Source organism: Neisseria sp. MVDL19-042950, from assembly GCF_030504625.1.
Lineage (GTDB): Bacteria > Pseudomonadota > Gammaproteobacteria > Burkholderiales > Neisseriaceae > Neisseria.
This window is the reverse complement of the sequence record NZ_JAUKWH010000012.1, coordinates 1-15,882: the sequence shown is the minus strand read 5'-3', so window position 1 is coordinate 15,882 and position 15,882 is coordinate 1. Positions and strand designations below refer to the sequence as shown.

At 46.4% G+C, this 15,882-nt stretch carries 13 protein-coding genes and 3 tRNA genes; 11 read left to right on the top strand and 5 right to left on the bottom strand.

Going from position 1 to position 15,882, the window contains the following annotated elements:
- Window positions 1-80 precede the first annotated feature (80 nt).
- The 5 genes from topA to Q0X97_RS09845 form a co-directional block, all read right to left on the bottom strand.
- Window positions 81-2,408, bottom strand: a complete 2,328-nt coding sequence (gene topA, locus Q0X97_RS09865; RefSeq protein ID WP_302067282.1) for a type I DNA topoisomerase — start codon at window positions 2,406-2,408, stop codon at window positions 81-83.
- A 282-nt stretch (window positions 2,409-2,690) separates the two neighbouring features.
- Complete coding sequence (locus Q0X97_RS09860) at window positions 2,691-2,927, bottom strand: hypothetical protein (protein ID WP_302067281.1); 237 nt, start codon at window positions 2,925-2,927, stop codon at window positions 2,691-2,693.
- Window positions 2,928-3,327: 400 nt separating this feature from the next.
- Complete coding sequence (locus tag Q0X97_RS09855; RefSeq protein WP_085390728.1) at window positions 3,328-3,783, bottom strand: DUF494 family protein; 456 nt, start codon at window positions 3,781-3,783, stop codon at window positions 3,328-3,330.
- A 15-nt stretch (window positions 3,784-3,798) separates the two neighbouring features.
- Complete coding sequence (dprA, locus tag Q0X97_RS09850; RefSeq protein WP_302067279.1) at window positions 3,799-4,959, bottom strand: DNA-processing protein DprA; 1,161 nt, start codon at window positions 4,957-4,959, stop codon at window positions 3,799-3,801.
- A 226-nt stretch (window positions 4,960-5,185) separates the two neighbouring features.
- Window positions 5,186-6,466 (bottom strand): LysM peptidoglycan-binding domain-containing protein, encoded by a 1,281-nt coding sequence (locus tag Q0X97_RS09845; RefSeq protein WP_302067278.1) that lies wholly within the window; start codon window positions 6,464-6,466, stop codon window positions 5,186-5,188.
- Window positions 6,467-6,642: 176 nt separating this feature from the next.
- On the opposite strand from Q0X97_RS09845, the gene def reads away from it, so the two are divergent.
- The 11 genes from def to Q0X97_RS09790 all read left to right on the top strand — a co-directional run bounded on the left by def (window position 6,643) and on the right by Q0X97_RS09790 (window position 15,832).
- On the top strand, window positions 6,643-7,146 hold the full coding sequence (gene def, locus Q0X97_RS09840; RefSeq protein ID WP_302067277.1) for a peptide deformylase: 504 nt from the start codon (window positions 6,643-6,645) through the stop codon (window positions 7,144-7,146).
- A 26-nt stretch (window positions 7,147-7,172) separates the two neighbouring features.
- Window positions 7,173-8,096: a methionyl-tRNA formyltransferase gene (fmt, locus tag Q0X97_RS09835; RefSeq protein WP_302067718.1), complete on the top strand. Its 924-nt coding sequence runs from the start codon at window positions 7,173-7,175 to the stop codon at window positions 8,094-8,096.
- The gene (gene rsmB, locus Q0X97_RS09830; protein ID WP_302067275.1) at window positions 8,093-9,352 is read left to right on the top strand and encodes a 16S rRNA (cytosine(967)-C(5))-methyltransferase RsmB; all 1,260 of its coding nucleotides are present in this window, start codon (window positions 8,093-8,095) and stop codon (window positions 9,350-9,352) included. The genes fmt and rsmB overlap by 4 nt, the downstream gene beginning before the upstream one ends.
- Complete coding sequence (locus tag Q0X97_RS09825; protein WP_302067274.1) at window positions 9,318-9,911, top strand: DUF4390 domain-containing protein; 594 nt, start codon at window positions 9,318-9,320, stop codon at window positions 9,909-9,911. Before rsmB ends, Q0X97_RS09825 begins: the two co-directional genes overlap by 35 nt.
- A gap of 5 nt (window positions 9,912-9,916) precedes the next feature.
- Window positions 9,917-12,043 (top strand): PAS domain-containing sensor histidine kinase, encoded by a 2,127-nt coding sequence (locus tag Q0X97_RS09820; protein WP_302067271.1) that lies wholly within the window; start codon window positions 9,917-9,919, stop codon window positions 12,041-12,043.
- Entirely contained in the window at window positions 12,033-13,325 is a 1,293-nt protein-coding gene (locus tag Q0X97_RS09815; RefSeq protein ID WP_302067270.1) for a sigma-54 dependent transcriptional regulator, read from the top strand. Before Q0X97_RS09820 ends, Q0X97_RS09815 begins: the two co-directional genes overlap by 11 nt.
- 286 nt (window positions 13,326-13,611) lie before the next feature.
- Entirely contained in the window at window positions 13,612-15,018 is a 1,407-nt protein-coding gene (locus Q0X97_RS09810) for an OmpP1/FadL family transporter (protein ID WP_302067269.1), read from the top strand.
- Between the two features lie 181 nt (window positions 15,019-15,199).
- Complete coding sequence (locus tag Q0X97_RS09805) at window positions 15,200-15,451, top strand: YfhL family 4Fe-4S dicluster ferredoxin (RefSeq protein ID WP_302067268.1); 252 nt, start codon at window positions 15,200-15,202, stop codon at window positions 15,449-15,451.
- Window positions 15,452-15,549: 98 nt separating this feature from the next.
- Window positions 15,550-15,633: transfer RNA gene (locus Q0X97_RS09800), tRNA-Tyr, on the top strand.
- Between the two features lie 38 nt (window positions 15,634-15,671).
- A tRNA-Gly gene (locus Q0X97_RS09795) sits at window positions 15,672-15,745 on the top strand.
- 12 nt (window positions 15,746-15,757) lie between these two features.
- A tRNA-Thr gene (locus tag Q0X97_RS09790) sits at window positions 15,758-15,832 on the top strand.
- The last annotated feature ends 50 nt before the right edge of the window (window positions 15,833-15,882 follow it).

The following is a 15,882-nucleotide window of genomic DNA, read 5'->3' as shown; positions in this document are numbered from 1 at the left end:
GCACCTACTCCTTAATTATTTTATTAAATTGATTTATTCAATCAAAGGCCGTCTGAAAATTTTTCAGACGGCCTCTATCTTTACCCTTCCGCTTCTTTACTGCCTTTCGGGGCAGGCGGTTCTATTTGTTCTTTCCAGCCGCATTCTTTCTGCGGGCAGACTTTTTCTACGCCCCAGCGTTTGGTGGTTTTGATGGTCAACACCGGCCATTGGCATTTCGGGCAGGTTTCGGCGATCGGCGGGTTCCAAGTGGCGTAGTTGCAGTCGGGATAGGTGCTGCAGCTGTAAAACAGTTTGCCGTAGCGTGATTTGCGCTCGACCAGATGGCCTTTTTTGCATTGCGGGCATTCTACGCCGGTGTCTTTGGGTTTTTCCAAAGGTTCGATGTATTTGCACTTCGGATAGTTGGCGCAGCCGATGAATTTGCTGCCGGTACGGCTGTATTTGTAAACTAACCCGCCGCCGCATTTGGGGCATTCGCGGCCTTCAAGTTCGGCTTGTTCGGCGGCTTCTTTGGCGATGCGCTCGGCGGCCTGCTCGGCGGTTTCGTTGACGTTGCGGGTGTAGCTGCATTCGGGGTAGCCTGCGCAGGCGACGAAGCGGCCCATTCTGCCGAATTTGATTTGCAGTTTGTGGTTGCCGCATTTCGGGCAGATTTCGTCCAGCTCTTCGGTGGTGAATTTGGCGCGTTCGATGCCTTCTTTTTCTTCAACCTGTTTGTGGAATCCTTTCCAGAATTTGTCCATCACGGGAATCCACTGGCGTTTGCCGGTGGCGATTTCGTCGAGCTGGTCTTCCAGTTTGGCGGTGAAGTGGTAATCGACGTATTGGGCGAAATGTTCGGTCAGGAATTTGTTGACGATGTCGCCGGTGTCGGTGGGCATGAAGCGTTTTTGCTCCAGCGTTACGTATTCGCGCTCTTTCAGGGTGGAAATGATGCTGGCGTAGGTGGAAGGGCGACCGATGCCGAATTCTTCGAGTGCTTTCACCAGCGTTGCTTCGTTGAAGCGCGGCGGCGGGGTGGTGAAGTGCTGCTCGCCGTAGATGTTGTCGACGGGCAATTTTTCGCCTTCTTTCATTTCGGGCAGTTTTTTGTTGTCTTCGTCTTCGTCGTTGTCGTCGGTGCCTTCTTCATACACGCTCAGGAAGCCTGCGAAGGTTTGCACTTGGCCGGTTACGCGGAAAACGCCGTTGCCCACGGCGATATCGACGGTGGTTTGGTCGAATTTGGCGGGGTTCATTTGGCAGGCTACGGTGCGCTGCCAGATCATTTGATAGAGCTTGAATTGGTCGGCAGTCAGGAAGGGCTTCACGCTTTCGGGCGTGCGGTACACGGAAGTCGGGCGGATGGCTTCGTGGGCTTCCTGCGCGTTTTTCGACTTGGTTTTGTAGTGTTTGGCGGCGGAAGGCAGGTAGTCTTTGCCGATTTTGTTTTCGATGTAGTGGCGGATTTCGGTCAGCGCTTCGTCGGAGAGGGTTACGCTGTCGGTACGCATATAGGTAATCAAACCGATGGCGCCTTGCCCTACGTCGATACCTTCGTATAGCTGCTGGGCGGTGCGCATGGTGCGGTCGGTGGTCATGCCGAGTTTGCGCACGGCATCTTGCTGCATGGTGGAGGTGGTAAACGGTGCGGCGGGGTTGCGGCTGCGTTTTTTCTTTTCGATGGCGGCAACTTGGGCTTCTTGCTCGGCCAAGCCTGTTAAGACGGCCTGTTGTGCGGCTTCGTTGGGCAGGGAGAATTGCTCCAGTTTTTCGCCGTTCCACTGCACGAGTTTGGCGGTGAATTTACTGCGGCCTTTGTGGCTGTCGAGATGTACCGACCAGTATTCTTGCGCTTCAAATGCGCGGATTTCGTTTTCGCGTTCGCAAATCAGGCGTAAGGCGGGGCTTTGTACGCGGCCTGCGCTCAAGCCGCGGCGGATTTTTTTCCACAACAAGGGGGAAAGGTTGAAGCCGACCAGATAATCCAACGCGCGGCGCGCCTGCTGGGCATCAACCAGATCGATTTCGATTTCGCGCGGATGGGCAATGGCATCGAGCACGGCGTTTTTGGTGATTTCGTGGAACACGACGCGCTGCGGTTTGATGTTTTTGAGGCCGCGTTTGGATTTGAGGATTTCCTGCAAGTGCCAAGAGATGGCTTCGCCTTCCCTATCCGGGTCGGTTGCCAGATAGAGTTTTTCGGCTTCTTTGGCGGCGGCGACAATGGCATCGACGTGCTTGGCATTGCGGCTGACCATTTGGTATTTCATGGCAAAGTTATTGTCGGGGTCTACCGCACCGGTTTTGGGCACCAAATCGCGCACATGACCATAGGAAGCGAGGATTTCAAACTCGCTTCCGAGATATTTTTTCAGCGTTTTGGCTTTGGAGGGCGACTCCACAATCAATAGGTTTTTTGCCATTGTCGGTTCCTGAAAAATTATTGATATTAATACAGTGTTAGGGAAACTGATGCCGTCTGAAAACTTTATTCAGACGGCCTCTTTGCAGCTTTTGTAAAAGGTAATTCTAGTGTTAATAGTGTAAAAAGGTTTACCCATTAAAATATGTATTATTTCATTTTGCTATTTTTATTTATTAAATTTATTTAAATTCTTTTTCTTTTGCAACTGACAGTTCTTTATTAGATTCAGTATAGTAACGTTTAATATTCTGATGGTGATCTTCTCTGTTATCTGGCTTTTTTAAATTTTTTTACGTGATAGAGTATTATTTATTCTTGGTAATTTAGGAACAATAAGAAAAGCTAATAATGTTAGAACAACACTCATTCCAAAAGATTCTAATGGAATAATAACAATAAGCCCAAGACTACCTACACCACCATTACCGGAAGTTATAGAAAATCTAAACAAGCTGATCAGTATAGTAAGCGGAATAATAATTAGTATAAATAATAAAAATTTGGTTAATTTTTTCATATTATCTATCTAACACCCACATTATTAATATTTCTCTCAATATAAAACAGATAAATCTCTTCTCGATTTTATTAATTCATGCCGAAATTTTATTATGCTGAATATCTTAAACTTGTATGTTATACGGCGATAAATGCTATTGCTATCTTATTATATTGCCCGCCTTAAAGCGGATATGCCGTCTGAAGCAGGATTTGCTGCTTCAGACGGCCTTTTTTCAGAAGTATAGCCAACCAAAAAGCCATACTGTTATTCATAATGAACAAGCAGTATATGGTTTTGTTGGCTTTAAATCTGCATACAGTTGTATCTGTGATGCACACCCGATGGCATGCAGCCATATATTGGATTACATCCGAATGGGTATGGTTGCCGGGGTTTCCGGCCATATCTGTTCGGGTTAGTGCATGATGGATTTGCCGTGCAAAGCCATCATTAATTCATCGCCGATCAAAATAGGCGGCTCTGATTTGTGCGCCCATAATATCAACAAAGTAAGAACTTTTGCCATATCTACGGTAATTTCTTCCGGCGGCATGTGCAACAGGGCATGTACGACAAATTCGCGCTGTTCCCCGTTAATGGCTTGTGCCTTGTCAAGGAAGTATAGCAAGTCCACCACTTCCTGCGGCAGTGCTTCCAGCTCTTCGGGGCAGTATACGCGCAAGGCATCGCTGCGGTATTGCGTGGTGGAAACACTGGGGCTGTTGGCCAATACTTCGAGAAGCATCAGGGCGTGTCCGATTTCGATGTCGTCAAAGCCGATGTCCTCCAGAATCTGACCTAAGTCGCTGGGAGGCGGGCAGGCATCGAAATCATGAAAATGTTTGATTAAAAAGGCAATTACTTCAGCCATGATGTTTCCTTGTTTTTATTTGATTCGTTGGTAACGTCCGCCCGGCATTGCTGCCACAATGCCGTCAAGCTCAAGCTCCAGCAATTGTGCGTATATATCGGCGGCAGGCAGGTTTAATGATTGTGCCAAACTGTCGGGGTGGATAGGGTCATACCCCATTGCGGCCAAAAGCGGCTGTCCAGACGGCCTGTCTGTTGGCTGCGGTATAGTTTGGACCGGTACTGCTTTTTCCTCTTGTTGTGTTTCTGCCTTCTGTGTCCTGTTTACAGGATATGGAGGCAAGGGGGATTTTTGCAACAGTTGCGGACATTCCTGCAAAATGTCGTCCAAGCATTCGACCAACTTCGCACCTTCTTTAATCAGCTTATGGCAGCCTTTGCTGTGCGGGTTGTCGATCGAACCGGGAACGGCCATCACTTCACGGCCCATTTCGGCAGCCAATTTGGCGGTAATCAACGAACCTGATTCAGGTGCGGCTTCTACCACTAAAGTAGCTTGCGAGAGAGCAGCGATAATACGGTTGCGGCGTGGGAAGTTGCCTGCCAGCGGGCGGGTGTCTAAAGGAAACTCGCTCACAATCAAGCCGGTTTCGGCGATTCGATAGGCCAGCTCTTTATTCGATGGCGGATAGATGCGGTCTATTCCGGTTCCCCACACGGCAACGGTGCCGCATTTGCTCTGTAGCGCACCTTGATGGGCGGCAGAGTCGATGCCGGCAGCCATCCCCGAAACCACCACAATACCGTTTTCACCCATAGCGTGTGCAAAATCTTTTGCGATACGCATGGCTTGAGGAGTGGCATGGCGGCTGCCTACTATGGCAACTGAAGGTTGATGCAGCAATTCGGCCCACCCGCGTAAAAACAACAATGGCGGCGGTGTAATGCCTTCAGTCAACATAATAGGAAAGTCGCTGTCGCATAGTAGCATGAGGCGGCAGTTTTGCTGCTGTTCCCATGCAAGAGCTGCTTCCATAGCGGTTTCAGCCTGATGGCTTTTTCCTTCCCACGCAGCCAAAGCCTGTTTGTGGCGAACTAGCTTGGCTACTGTCCCGACAGGTGCTGCTAATGCAGCTTGTGCACTGCCGAAGTGTTGAATCAGTGCCAAAAAGCTTTCAGCACCGACGTATGGCGTAAGCGCAAGCCGTATCCAAGCGGATCGTTCTGAATCATTCATGGCAAATCCCCGTAGTGTCTTAAATGAAGTAAGACTATTTATTTTTTAATCGGCATTTAATAATGCTCGTGATATTTTGTTTATACACAATTCTATCTTCTTTGTAATTCTTTGTTAACACGTTTCAAGAAATATTTACGAAAAGAGCCTTTGTGTAATCGATTGTCTTATGACGTAAGCAATTAAAAAGCACACCTTTGAGGTGTGCTTTTAAAAATATCCTTTTTTAATAAGGAGTAATATTGCTTTTTATGTTGTATTCATTATGCTCGGTGTCGTGCGAATCTTGTGGCGCATTTTTCACATGACGAGCATCATTGGGCATATTATCTAAGTCTTGACCGGGCTCAGAGGCAATGTCGCCAACGGTGATATTGGTCAGGCTTTCCAAAATAATGGCTGAAGCAAGGTGTTCGCTGGTGCGGTATACCATGGCCAAGCCGGCCTCTTCCGAGGGAATGGAAACGTATTTCACCACGCTGCGGTTGCCTTTTTTACCTTCTTCCAAGTCTACTTTAACCTGACGACCGCGTTTGTAGAGGCTTAATACGGTACCTTTGTCTAAACCGTCGGCCTCACCTTTGTTTAAGGTAATGGTTTGGAATTGTCCGGCTTCGCTTACGCCATCGAAAATAGACACTACTTTCGCATCGATATGGCGGCTGGGTGCATGAGGCATCATATGGAAGCTGTTGCCTTCATCTTTCATTTTCAGCAGGAAGTCGCCTTTGCGGATTTCGGAAACCGTTTCTTCCACTACCATCGGCTGAGCTGTTTTCGTAGGTATTTTTACGAAAGGATTCAGGCGGGTGTAGTATTCGTCGTCTTTCAGGTATTGGGCATCTTTTTCGCTACGGGCATCCAATGCGCTGTTGGTGTAGGGCAGAGTGCTTACAATGCCGCTGAATACAACTTCTTGGCCTAAATATTTTTTGGTTTCAGGATCCAAAATATCTTTGCGTGCACGGTAAACGAGGTAGCGACCCGGCTCGGTAATACCGTAGGCGTATACTCGATCACCTTTGTTGTACAGCATCCGGTTGTCGGGGCCGTCAATCAATTTCGGCGCATTTTGGGTTTGCTGTTGCGGAATAACTTGTGGGTGTTGCATAAACATGCGGTAGAAGTTGACGTTAACGGTTTGAATACCATAACCGGCCGACACTTCACGCACGCGCGGAGTCAGTTTGATAACGGGAATGCCGCCGTTATCGGTTGAATTATTTTCAAATCCCAGTTGAGGTTGTCCGTTAACGTATCGTAATACCAACACTTGGCCCGGATAAATCACATGAGGGTTGCGTATCGCATTACGATTTGCCCCCCATAAACGGTTCCATTGCCACGGGCTGTAAAGGTATTTGCCAGAGATACCCCATAATGTATCCCCTTGTTTTACAACATAACGCGTAGGAGCGTTGGGGCGGATTTTAAGCTCAGCAGCAACGGTTTGGGCGGAAATTGCCAAACCAACGGCACAAAGCAGGGTTATAATGTGTTTTTGCATGATCGTTCCCCTTGAAATCGAATCAATTTAGCGTTAATTAACGGTTGAGCTTCCAAGTTAATGAATTAACTTTAAGCTCTTCATATATCCTAAAAAATAACTACATTATTTTACCATTGAATGTTGCTACCATCATAGCATTAAACACACATAACAGTTATTACCGAGACAATTTTATGGCTTTATTGAATATTCTCCAGTATCCCGACGAGCGTTTGCATACCGTTGCTAAGCCCGTTGCAGAAATTGACGAGCGTATCCGGACGTTGGTTGCCGATATGTTTGAAACCATGTATGAAGCCCGCGGCATCGGCCTTGCTGCCACGCAGGTTAATGTGCATGAGCGGGTTGTGGTAATGGACTTGTCGGAAGAACAAAATGAACCTCGTGTGTTCATTAATCCCATCATTACCCATAAAGATGGACAAACTACTTATGAAGAAGGCTGCCTGTCGGTGCCGGGCATTTACGATACGGTAACCCGTGCCGAGCGGGTTACTGTGGAAGCCCTTGATGAAAAAGGTCAAAAATTCACTTTGGAGGCCGATGGGTTGCTGGCGATCTGTATTCAGCATGAACTGGATCATTTGGTAGGCAAAGTGTTTGTGGAGTATTTGTCCACATTGAAGCAAAACCGCATCAAAACTAAATTGAAAAAGCGTGCCAAGCACAATCTGTAATTTTTCAGACGGCCTATTGTATTGATATGAAAGTTATTTTTGCAGGAACTCCCGATTTTGCAGCTTCCGCATTGGAAGCTATTGCCGCTGCTGGATTTGAAATTCCGCTGGTGTTAACTCAGCCCGACCGTCCGAAAGGACGGGGAATGCAGCTTCAGGCCAGCCCTGTAAAGCAGGCGGCGCAAGTGTTGGGGCTGACTGTCGCCCAACCGCCTTCGTTGCGGCATGAAGAAGCACAGGCATTGCTGCGCGAACAGCATGCAGACGTGATGGTCGTGGCCGCCTACGGGCTGATTCTGCCTGAGGCCGTCTTAAATATCCCGCGCTACGGCTGTTTGAATATCCATGCTTCTTTGCTCCCGCGCTGGCGCGGTGCGGCACCCATCCAGCGTGCGATTGAGGCAGGCGACGCAGAAACCGGCGTGTGTATCATGCAAATGGATGCCGGATTGGACACGGGAGGTGTGGTTAGCGAGCATCGTTATGTGATTCAGAAAACGGATACGGCTCAAAATGTGCATGATGCATTGGCCGAATTGGGAGCACGAGCGATTGTTGCTGATTTGCAACAACTTCAACAGAGAGGCCGTCTGAAAAGCGTACCACAGCCTGAAAACGGCGTAACTTATGCACAAAAATTAAGCAAAGAAGAGGCAAGAATCAATTGGAACGAATCTGCCGAAACCATCGAACGCAAAATTCGTGCTTTCAATCCCGTTCCGGCAGCTTGGACGGAGTATCAAGGTAAACCGATGAAAATCTGGCAAGCGGAAGTGGTATCGCAAAACGGTAAGGCTGGAGAAGTGTTGTCATGTAATTCAGACGGCCTGGTGGTAGCTTGCGGAGAAAAAGCCTTGCGTATTACAGAATTGCAGCCTGCCGGCAGCAAACGGATGGCAGTGGCGGCTTTTGCTGCCGGAAACCGAATTGAAGAAGGAACTTTTTTATGAGTATGGCGCTGGCGCAAAAGCTTGCCGCAGAAAGCGTTGCCGCAGTTGCTGCCGGTCGGAATTTGCAAGACGTATTGGCTGAAATCCGAGACAGGTGTCCCGATCTGAGCTCGCAGGAAAGCGGTACGTTGCAAGATATTGCCTATGGTTGCCAGCGTTACGGCGGCAGTTTGCGTTTTATGCTTGGCAAAATGCTCAATAAACCGATTACCGATCCACAGCTTGAAAGTTTATTGTTGGCAGCGCTGTACCAACTGCATTACACCCGCAATGCGCCCCATGCTGTTGTAAACGAAGCGGTGGATGCCATTGCAAAAATAGGGAAGGGGCAATACCGCTCGTTTGCCAATGCTATTTTGCGTCGCTTTTTACGCGAACGTGAAAAATTGACGGCTTTGTGTAACAAAAATGCAACAGCCAAGCATAATCTTCCTGAATGGTGGATAGATTATCTGCAAAGCCATTATCCGAAACATTGGCACAATATTGCCGCTGTGTTGCAACAACATCCACCGATGACCCTGCGCGTTAACCGCCGCCGAGGTAATGCTGAAAGTTATTTGGCGGTTTTGAATGCTGTCGGCATTGAGGCCAAGGCATTGGATGATTATGCAGTAACGTTGCTGGAGCCTGTGCCGGTTGGGAAACTGCCCGGTTTTTCAGACGGCCTCGTCTCCGTACAAGATTTCGGTGCGCAGCAGGCTGCTTATCTTTTGAATCCGCAAAACGGCGAGCGGATTCTTGATGCTTGCGCAGCACCCGGCGGAAAAACAGGCCATATTTTAGAGTTGGCCGACTGTCATGTTACGGCATTGGATATTGATGAAACCCGCCTTGCCCGAGTGCAAAGCAACCTTGATCGCTTGGGTTTTCAGACGGCCTCTTTGAGCTGTGCCGACGCGCAAAACTTGGGTGCATGGTATGATGGAAAACCGTTTGATGCCATTTTAGCCGATGTGCCTTGTACGGCTTCCGGTGTTGTACGGCGAAATCCCGATATCAAATGGTTACGCCGTCCGGGCGATGCAGCCAAAACGGCCCGTCAGCAGGAAGCCCTGTTAGACGCACTCTGGCATACCTTGACGAAAAACGGCAGGATGCTGTTGGCGACTTGTTCTATTTTTGTGGAAGAAAACGAACAACAATTACAGAAATTTTTAAACCGCCATGTTGATGCCAAATGTTTGGAAACACATGTGCTTTTACCGAATAAACACCAAGATGGCTTTTATTACGCGCTTATTCAGAAACAGTAGATTGCTGCTGTTGCCTATTTTGCTGGCCGTGTCTTTTCAGACGGCCGCAGAAGGCATCAGTGCAACCCGTGCGCAGGCTAAACTCACATCGTCGGGCCAGTTGTCGGTTAGCAGCCGCTTTCAAATTAATTTGCCTGATCAGCTTAAAGAAGTACTTTCCCAAGGGGTGCCGTTGAATTTCACGTTGAGTTACCAGCTTTCTGCACCAACGGTAGCTGCTTACCGTTTCAAACTTGGTCAAATTGTCGGCAACGATAATTCCATACAGTACAAATTGTCATATCATCCGTTAACCAACCGTTACCGCGTAACGGTCGGCACATTTTCTACCGAATACAATTCGCTCGAAACGGCTTTGCGCGGTATCGGAGCGATCGCCAATTGGAAAGTATTGGGCGGCGGTACGCTGAGAGGGGTGCCCGCCACCGAAGCTAAGGCTGAAATCCGCTTGGAGCTAAGTACTTCACAATTGCCGAAGCCTTTTCAAATCAATGCATTGACTTCAAAAAGCTGGCAGCTTGATTCGGGCTGGAAACCTTTGGATATCTCGAAGGAGTAAGCCTTATGCGGTCTTTTCTCCTTGTTGCCGGCCTGCTCGCAGTAGTTTTTCTCTACACGCTTACCGTCGCAACCGGTTATACCAGCAGCTTGGGTGATTATTTCTGGTGGATTATTGCAGCGTGTGCCGTATTAATCGGTTTATTGTTGGCAGTATTGTTGCGTTATCTGTGGCTTTTGCTGCGTGACAGCCGTCGCCGGATTTTCGGTTCGCAAATTGCCCGCCGTTTGGCCGGAATGTTCACATTGGTAGCGGTTCTGCCGGGATTGTTTCTTTTCGGTGTGTCGGCACAGTTTATTTCTAATAGCATCAACTCTTGGTTTGGAAACGATACACACGAGGCGCTTGAGCGCGGTTTGAATCTGAGTAAGTCCGCTTTGAATCTGGCTTTGGATAATGCAGTGCGCAATGCTACACCGATTCAGGTAGATTTGATTAGTACCGCATCTTTAGGCAACAGTCTGCATAAAGCCTTAACGTCTTCACCACATGCTAAAGAATTCACTCAGCTTGCCATTTATGATTTCAATAGTAAAAGAAGCAATGTCGTACGTAATCCGCGCAAATTGCCTCCGCCGGTGTTGGATGATGCTACCCGTGAAGTGCTTGAGCAATCAGGATCTGCCCGCGATATAGAAAATCTGAACAATATTCTCTATGCGCAAGGCTGGTTGATGTTGGATAGTCGGCAAAACCAACGCCGTGCGCTGTTTTTCAGACAACCTATTCCTGAAAATGTAGCAAAAGATGCCACGCTGATTGAAGCGGCGCGGGCTAAATATGCTGAATTAAGTTACGCCAAACAAGGTTTGCAGACATTCTTCTTGGTTACGTTACTGGTGGCAACGCTGTTGGCAATCATGCTGGCATTGGTAATGGCTTTATATTTCGCACGTCGTTTTGTCGAACCGGTTTTGTCATTAGCCGAGGGAGCCCGCGCGGTAGCGCAAGGCGATTTTTCGCAAAAGCGGCCGATTTTCCGTAATGATGAGTTTGGCCGGTTGACTCATCTGTTTAATCATATGACCGAACAGCTTGGCATCGCACAAGCAGCGTCTGAGCGAAACCGCCAGCAACAAGAAGCGGCGCGCCATTATTTAGAGTGTGTGCTGGAAAGTTTGACTACCGGCGTGATCACCTTAGATGATACAGGCCGTCTGAAAACTTATAATAAGAGTGCCGAGCGTATTTTGGGCATTACTTTGGAAAATTTGATTGGCAGTAACTGGTATGATTGGCCGAAGCAGGAACCACAGCAAGCGGTGCTGGCCGAAACTTTTGCTGCAATCGTGGATACGGCGTTGGCCGACAAACCCGTTCAGCTTAGCTATGCGGCTCCTGATGATGCCCGTATTCTGCTGGCAAAAGCAACGTTGTTACCTGATGATAACGATAACGGCATTGTGATGGTGTTTGACGATATTACCGCATTGGTGCGCGCCCAAAAAGAAGCCGCATGGGGGGAAGTGGCTAAGCGGTTGGCGCATGAAATCCGCAATCCGCTCACACCTATTCAGCTTTCTGCGGAAAGATTGGCATGGAAATTGCATGATAAACTCGCCGAGCAAGATGCGCAGATTTTAACCCGATCTACCGATACGATTATCAAACAGGTTGCTGCGTTGAAAGAAATGGTGGAAGCTTTCCGCAATTATGCCCGCGCCCCTTCGCTTAAATTGGAGCGGCATGATTTGAACAAGATTGTCGAAGAAGTTTTGCTGTTATATGAGGGCAGTAAGTGTACATTTACCGCCGATTTGAGTAATATACCCATTTTCATCGCTGCCGATACTACTGCCATGAGGCAGGTATTGCATAATATATTCAAAAATGCATCAGAAGCAGCGGAAGATGCGCCTTCACCACATGTTCAAGTGAATACGCGGCAGTCTGATGACGGGCAGGCCGTCTTAATCGTTAGCAATAACGGTAAAAGTTTCAGCAAAGAAATGCTGCATCACGCATTCGAGCCTTATGTAACCGACAAACCTACAGGTACAGGTTTAGGCTTGCCGGTGGTGAAAAAAATCATTGAAGAGCACGGCGGCCGGATCAGCTTGAGTAATCCTGCGGAAGGCGGCGCGTGTGTCAGAATAGTCTTACCCGAACTGGTAGAAGCTTATGCGCAGTAGTGATATTTTAATCGTAGATGATGAAGTTGGTATCCGTGATTTATTATCGGAAATCCTTCAAGATGAAGGCTACACAGTAACACTTGCCGAGAATGCCGAAGAAGCCCGCCAACTTCGCCATCAAACACGCCCTGCAATGGTGCTGCTTGATATATGGATGCCTGATTGTGACGGTATTACCCTTTTGAAAGAGTGGGCTAAAAACGGTCAGCTCAACATGCCTGTGGTAATGATGAGCGGACATGCCAGTATTGATACTGCGGTCGAAGCCACTAAAATCGGTGCATTAGACTTTTTGGAAAAACCGATTGCATTACAGAAGCTTTTAAGTACAGTTGATCGTGCTTTAAAATATGGTGAAATGCAGGCGGCTTCAGGTTTGTCACTTGATAAGTTAGGTAATAGCCCCTCCATTCAAGAACTTAACCGTACATTGGAAGCTGCTGTTAAGCAGAGTAAGCCTGTTTTATTGAGTGGTGAGCCCGGCTCTCCGTTTGAATTAGTGGCCCGTTATTTCCATAAAAACGGTACTCCATGGGTAGAACCCGGTAAAACCGAACATATCGTCGATATCCCTATTGAATTGTTGCAGAAGGCTACTGGCGGTATTCTGTATCTGGGTGATATTGCACAATATAGTAAGAGTATCCAGCAAGGCATTGCTTTTTTGTTGAGTAAAGCCGAGCGTAATAATGTACGTATCGTATGCGCTACCAGCCATCCGCAAACTGATCCGGCTGAAAATACCATGCTGGATGCTAAGTTAATTGATTTACTCTCTGCTTTTACCATTCAAATTCCACCTTTGCGCAGCCAACCGGATGATATTGTATTCTTGGTAAACCAAATACTGACCGAATTGGCTGAAACCCAAAAGATCCCCATGGTCAAATTTAGTACGGCAGCATTGAATATCCTCCGTCAATATGATTGGCCGGGTAATTTGGAACAATTACGCAGCGTTGTGAAAAACCTTGCGTTGACCACAGACAACAGTGAAGTGGAAGAACAGGCGGTTAATAATATTTTAGGTCAAATGACTCGGATGCCTGTTTCCGAAATGGTTGGAGGGTTTAACTTTAATATGCCGTTGCGTGAATTGCGCGAGGAGTTGGAGCGCCGTTATTTTGAATACCATATTGTCCAAGAAAATCACAATATGAGTCGCGTAGCGCAAAAAGTAGGTTTAGAGCGTACACACTTATATCGTAAACTTAAACAACTCGGCATTAATTTTTCCCGAAGAGGCGGGGATAAAAATGGGGATGAGCCATCAAGTTAGATTTATCGGGCCGTCTGAAAACGCTTTTTCAGACGGCCTTTTTATATGGGTTACTTGAAAGCAATAAAATCCAACTTTGTTAGCAAAATTGGAAAATAGGCTTAAAAAGCAACATATTTTGCACAGTAAGGTTGTTGCTAATAAAAAATATTACAACTATTAAAGTGAAGTATTGTAAAATTGAGTATATGTACTAAATGTTGATTAAATATTTTAGTGTTCATAGGCTGCTTTTAGGCAGCCTTTTGAATGAATATTCCTCACTTTTTACCTAAGTTTTGATTATATGAAACACACATTTCGTTATCTCGTTTTATTTGTTAGTACGGCGTTAGCTGTTCAAACAGCCCAAGCATCCGGTTATCATTTTGGTACACAATCCGTAGCTGCACAGGGAACAGCAAATTCATCTGCTGCTGAAGCATCAGACGCTTCTATATTATTTTATAATCCGGCCGGTTTAACGAAATTGGATGGGCATGAAATTTCTGCCTCATTAAATCTGGTTTCTCCAAGCGTGAAATACAGTGAAGGTAAAGCTAAATATAATGGCGGTACAACGGTCGCCAACAGCAGTAGTAGTGGCAAAATTGCTAAAGATCTTGTTTTTGCTCCCCATCTTTATGGTGCATATAAAGTTAATGATAATGTAACAGCCGGTTTGGGAGTGTATGTACCATTTGGTTCAAAAACCGAATATGCAGCTGATTCAGCGTTGCGTTATAACTTAAATAAAACCGAACTTACAACTATTGCTGTTGAACCGGCCATTGCCTTTAAATTAAATGAAAAACATTCGGTCGCAGTAGGTGCTATTGCACAGTACAGTACCGCGGGATTGCGTAAATATGCGGATTGGGCTGCATCTCTTCGCCCCAGTATGCCTATTGATCCTAATGGTGTCGGTTTAATGGATGGCCATGCCGAAGTAAAGGGGAAAGATTGGGGGTATGGTTATCATTTGGCATGGATGTGGGATATCAATGATCGTACTCGTGTAGGTGTTAATTACCGTTCTCGGGTAAAACATAACTTGGAAGGAACGGCAGATTGGACTGCAGATGGTGCTGCTGCAAAACAAATTTATGCAGGACGGATTGGCAAGACCATTGCAGAGGGCGGTTTGGGTTATGTTCCTCATGAAAAAGCCAATTTAAAGATTACAACGCCAGAGTCCCTATCTTTGCATGGTATGTATCAAGCCTCGCAAAAATGGAATCTTTTCGGTGATGTAACATGGACGCGTCATTCGCGTTTCAGCCGAGCAGAGTTGAATTTTGAAAATGCTAAGCGTACAGTAAGTGGGCAGCCTTCGAATCAAACTGTTATAACACCTAATTGGCGGGATACTTATAAAGTAGCTTTAGGCGCAACCTATCAGTATAGTGATCCGTTGCAATTTCGATTTGGCATGGCTTATGATCAATCACCAGTGCGAAATGCTACCGATCGTTTGGTAACTATGCCTGATAACAACCGTATCTGGTATTCTTTGGGCGGTAAATATGATTTTGCTAAAAAGCATAGTATTAATGCCGCTTACAGCTATATTCATGTGCAAAATGCCAAAGCAAATGTGCAAGCAAAATCTTCCAATGCCGAAGTTAATACAGTTGATAGTAATGTCTCTTCTTTTGCGCGATTCAAAAGCCATGCGCACATTGTAGGGGTGCAATATAACTATAAATTTTAAAACGAGATTATTATTAAGTAAGTTTTATAAATAATGTAGGCCGTCTGAAGCAAATTTCAGACGGCCTGTGAATTTGATAATGAAATTTATAGTGTGTATGGATGTTATGGAGCCGAAGTGTCTGAAATAGTGTGTGCTATAATCGATAAAATTCGGTTTTGGAATAAGTAAAGGAAAAACAATGTCGCTCTTTATTACAGACGAGTGCATTAACTGTGATGTTTGCGAACCAGAGTGTCCTAATGATGCCATCTCTCAAGGTGATGAGATTTATGAAATCAATCCTAATCTGTGTACTCAGTGCGTGGGGCATTATGATGAGCCACAATGTCAGCAAGTGTGTCCGGTAGATTGTATTTTGATAGATGAAGAGAATCCTGAAACTCAAGAAGAGTTGCAGGCTAAGTATGAGCGGATTATTGCTGGAAAATAAAATCATTTAAAATGATTGTGTTAAAAAAAAATATTAAAAAAACAACAAAAGCAGCTTGACGTATTTTAGAGAACTATCTAAGATTGCGTTTCTCTTTTGGAGGGATTCCCGAGCGGTCAAAGGGGGCAGACTGTAAATCTGTTGCGAAAGCTTCGAAGGTTCGAATCCTTCTCCCTCCACCAAATCCAATCTTACTTGGAGCAGAGATTACGGTAAGTATGCGGGTGTAGCTCAATGGTAGAGCAGAAGCCTTCCAAGCTTACGGTGAGGGTTCGATTCCCTTCACCCGCTCCATATGTATAATCCGCCCATGTAGCTCAGGGGTAGAGCACTCCCTTGGTAAGGGAGAGGTCGGCAGTTCAAATCTGCCCATGGGCACCACTTCTATTGAATTTTTACCCAAAACTTTAAAGCTTAGGATAGGAAATTGC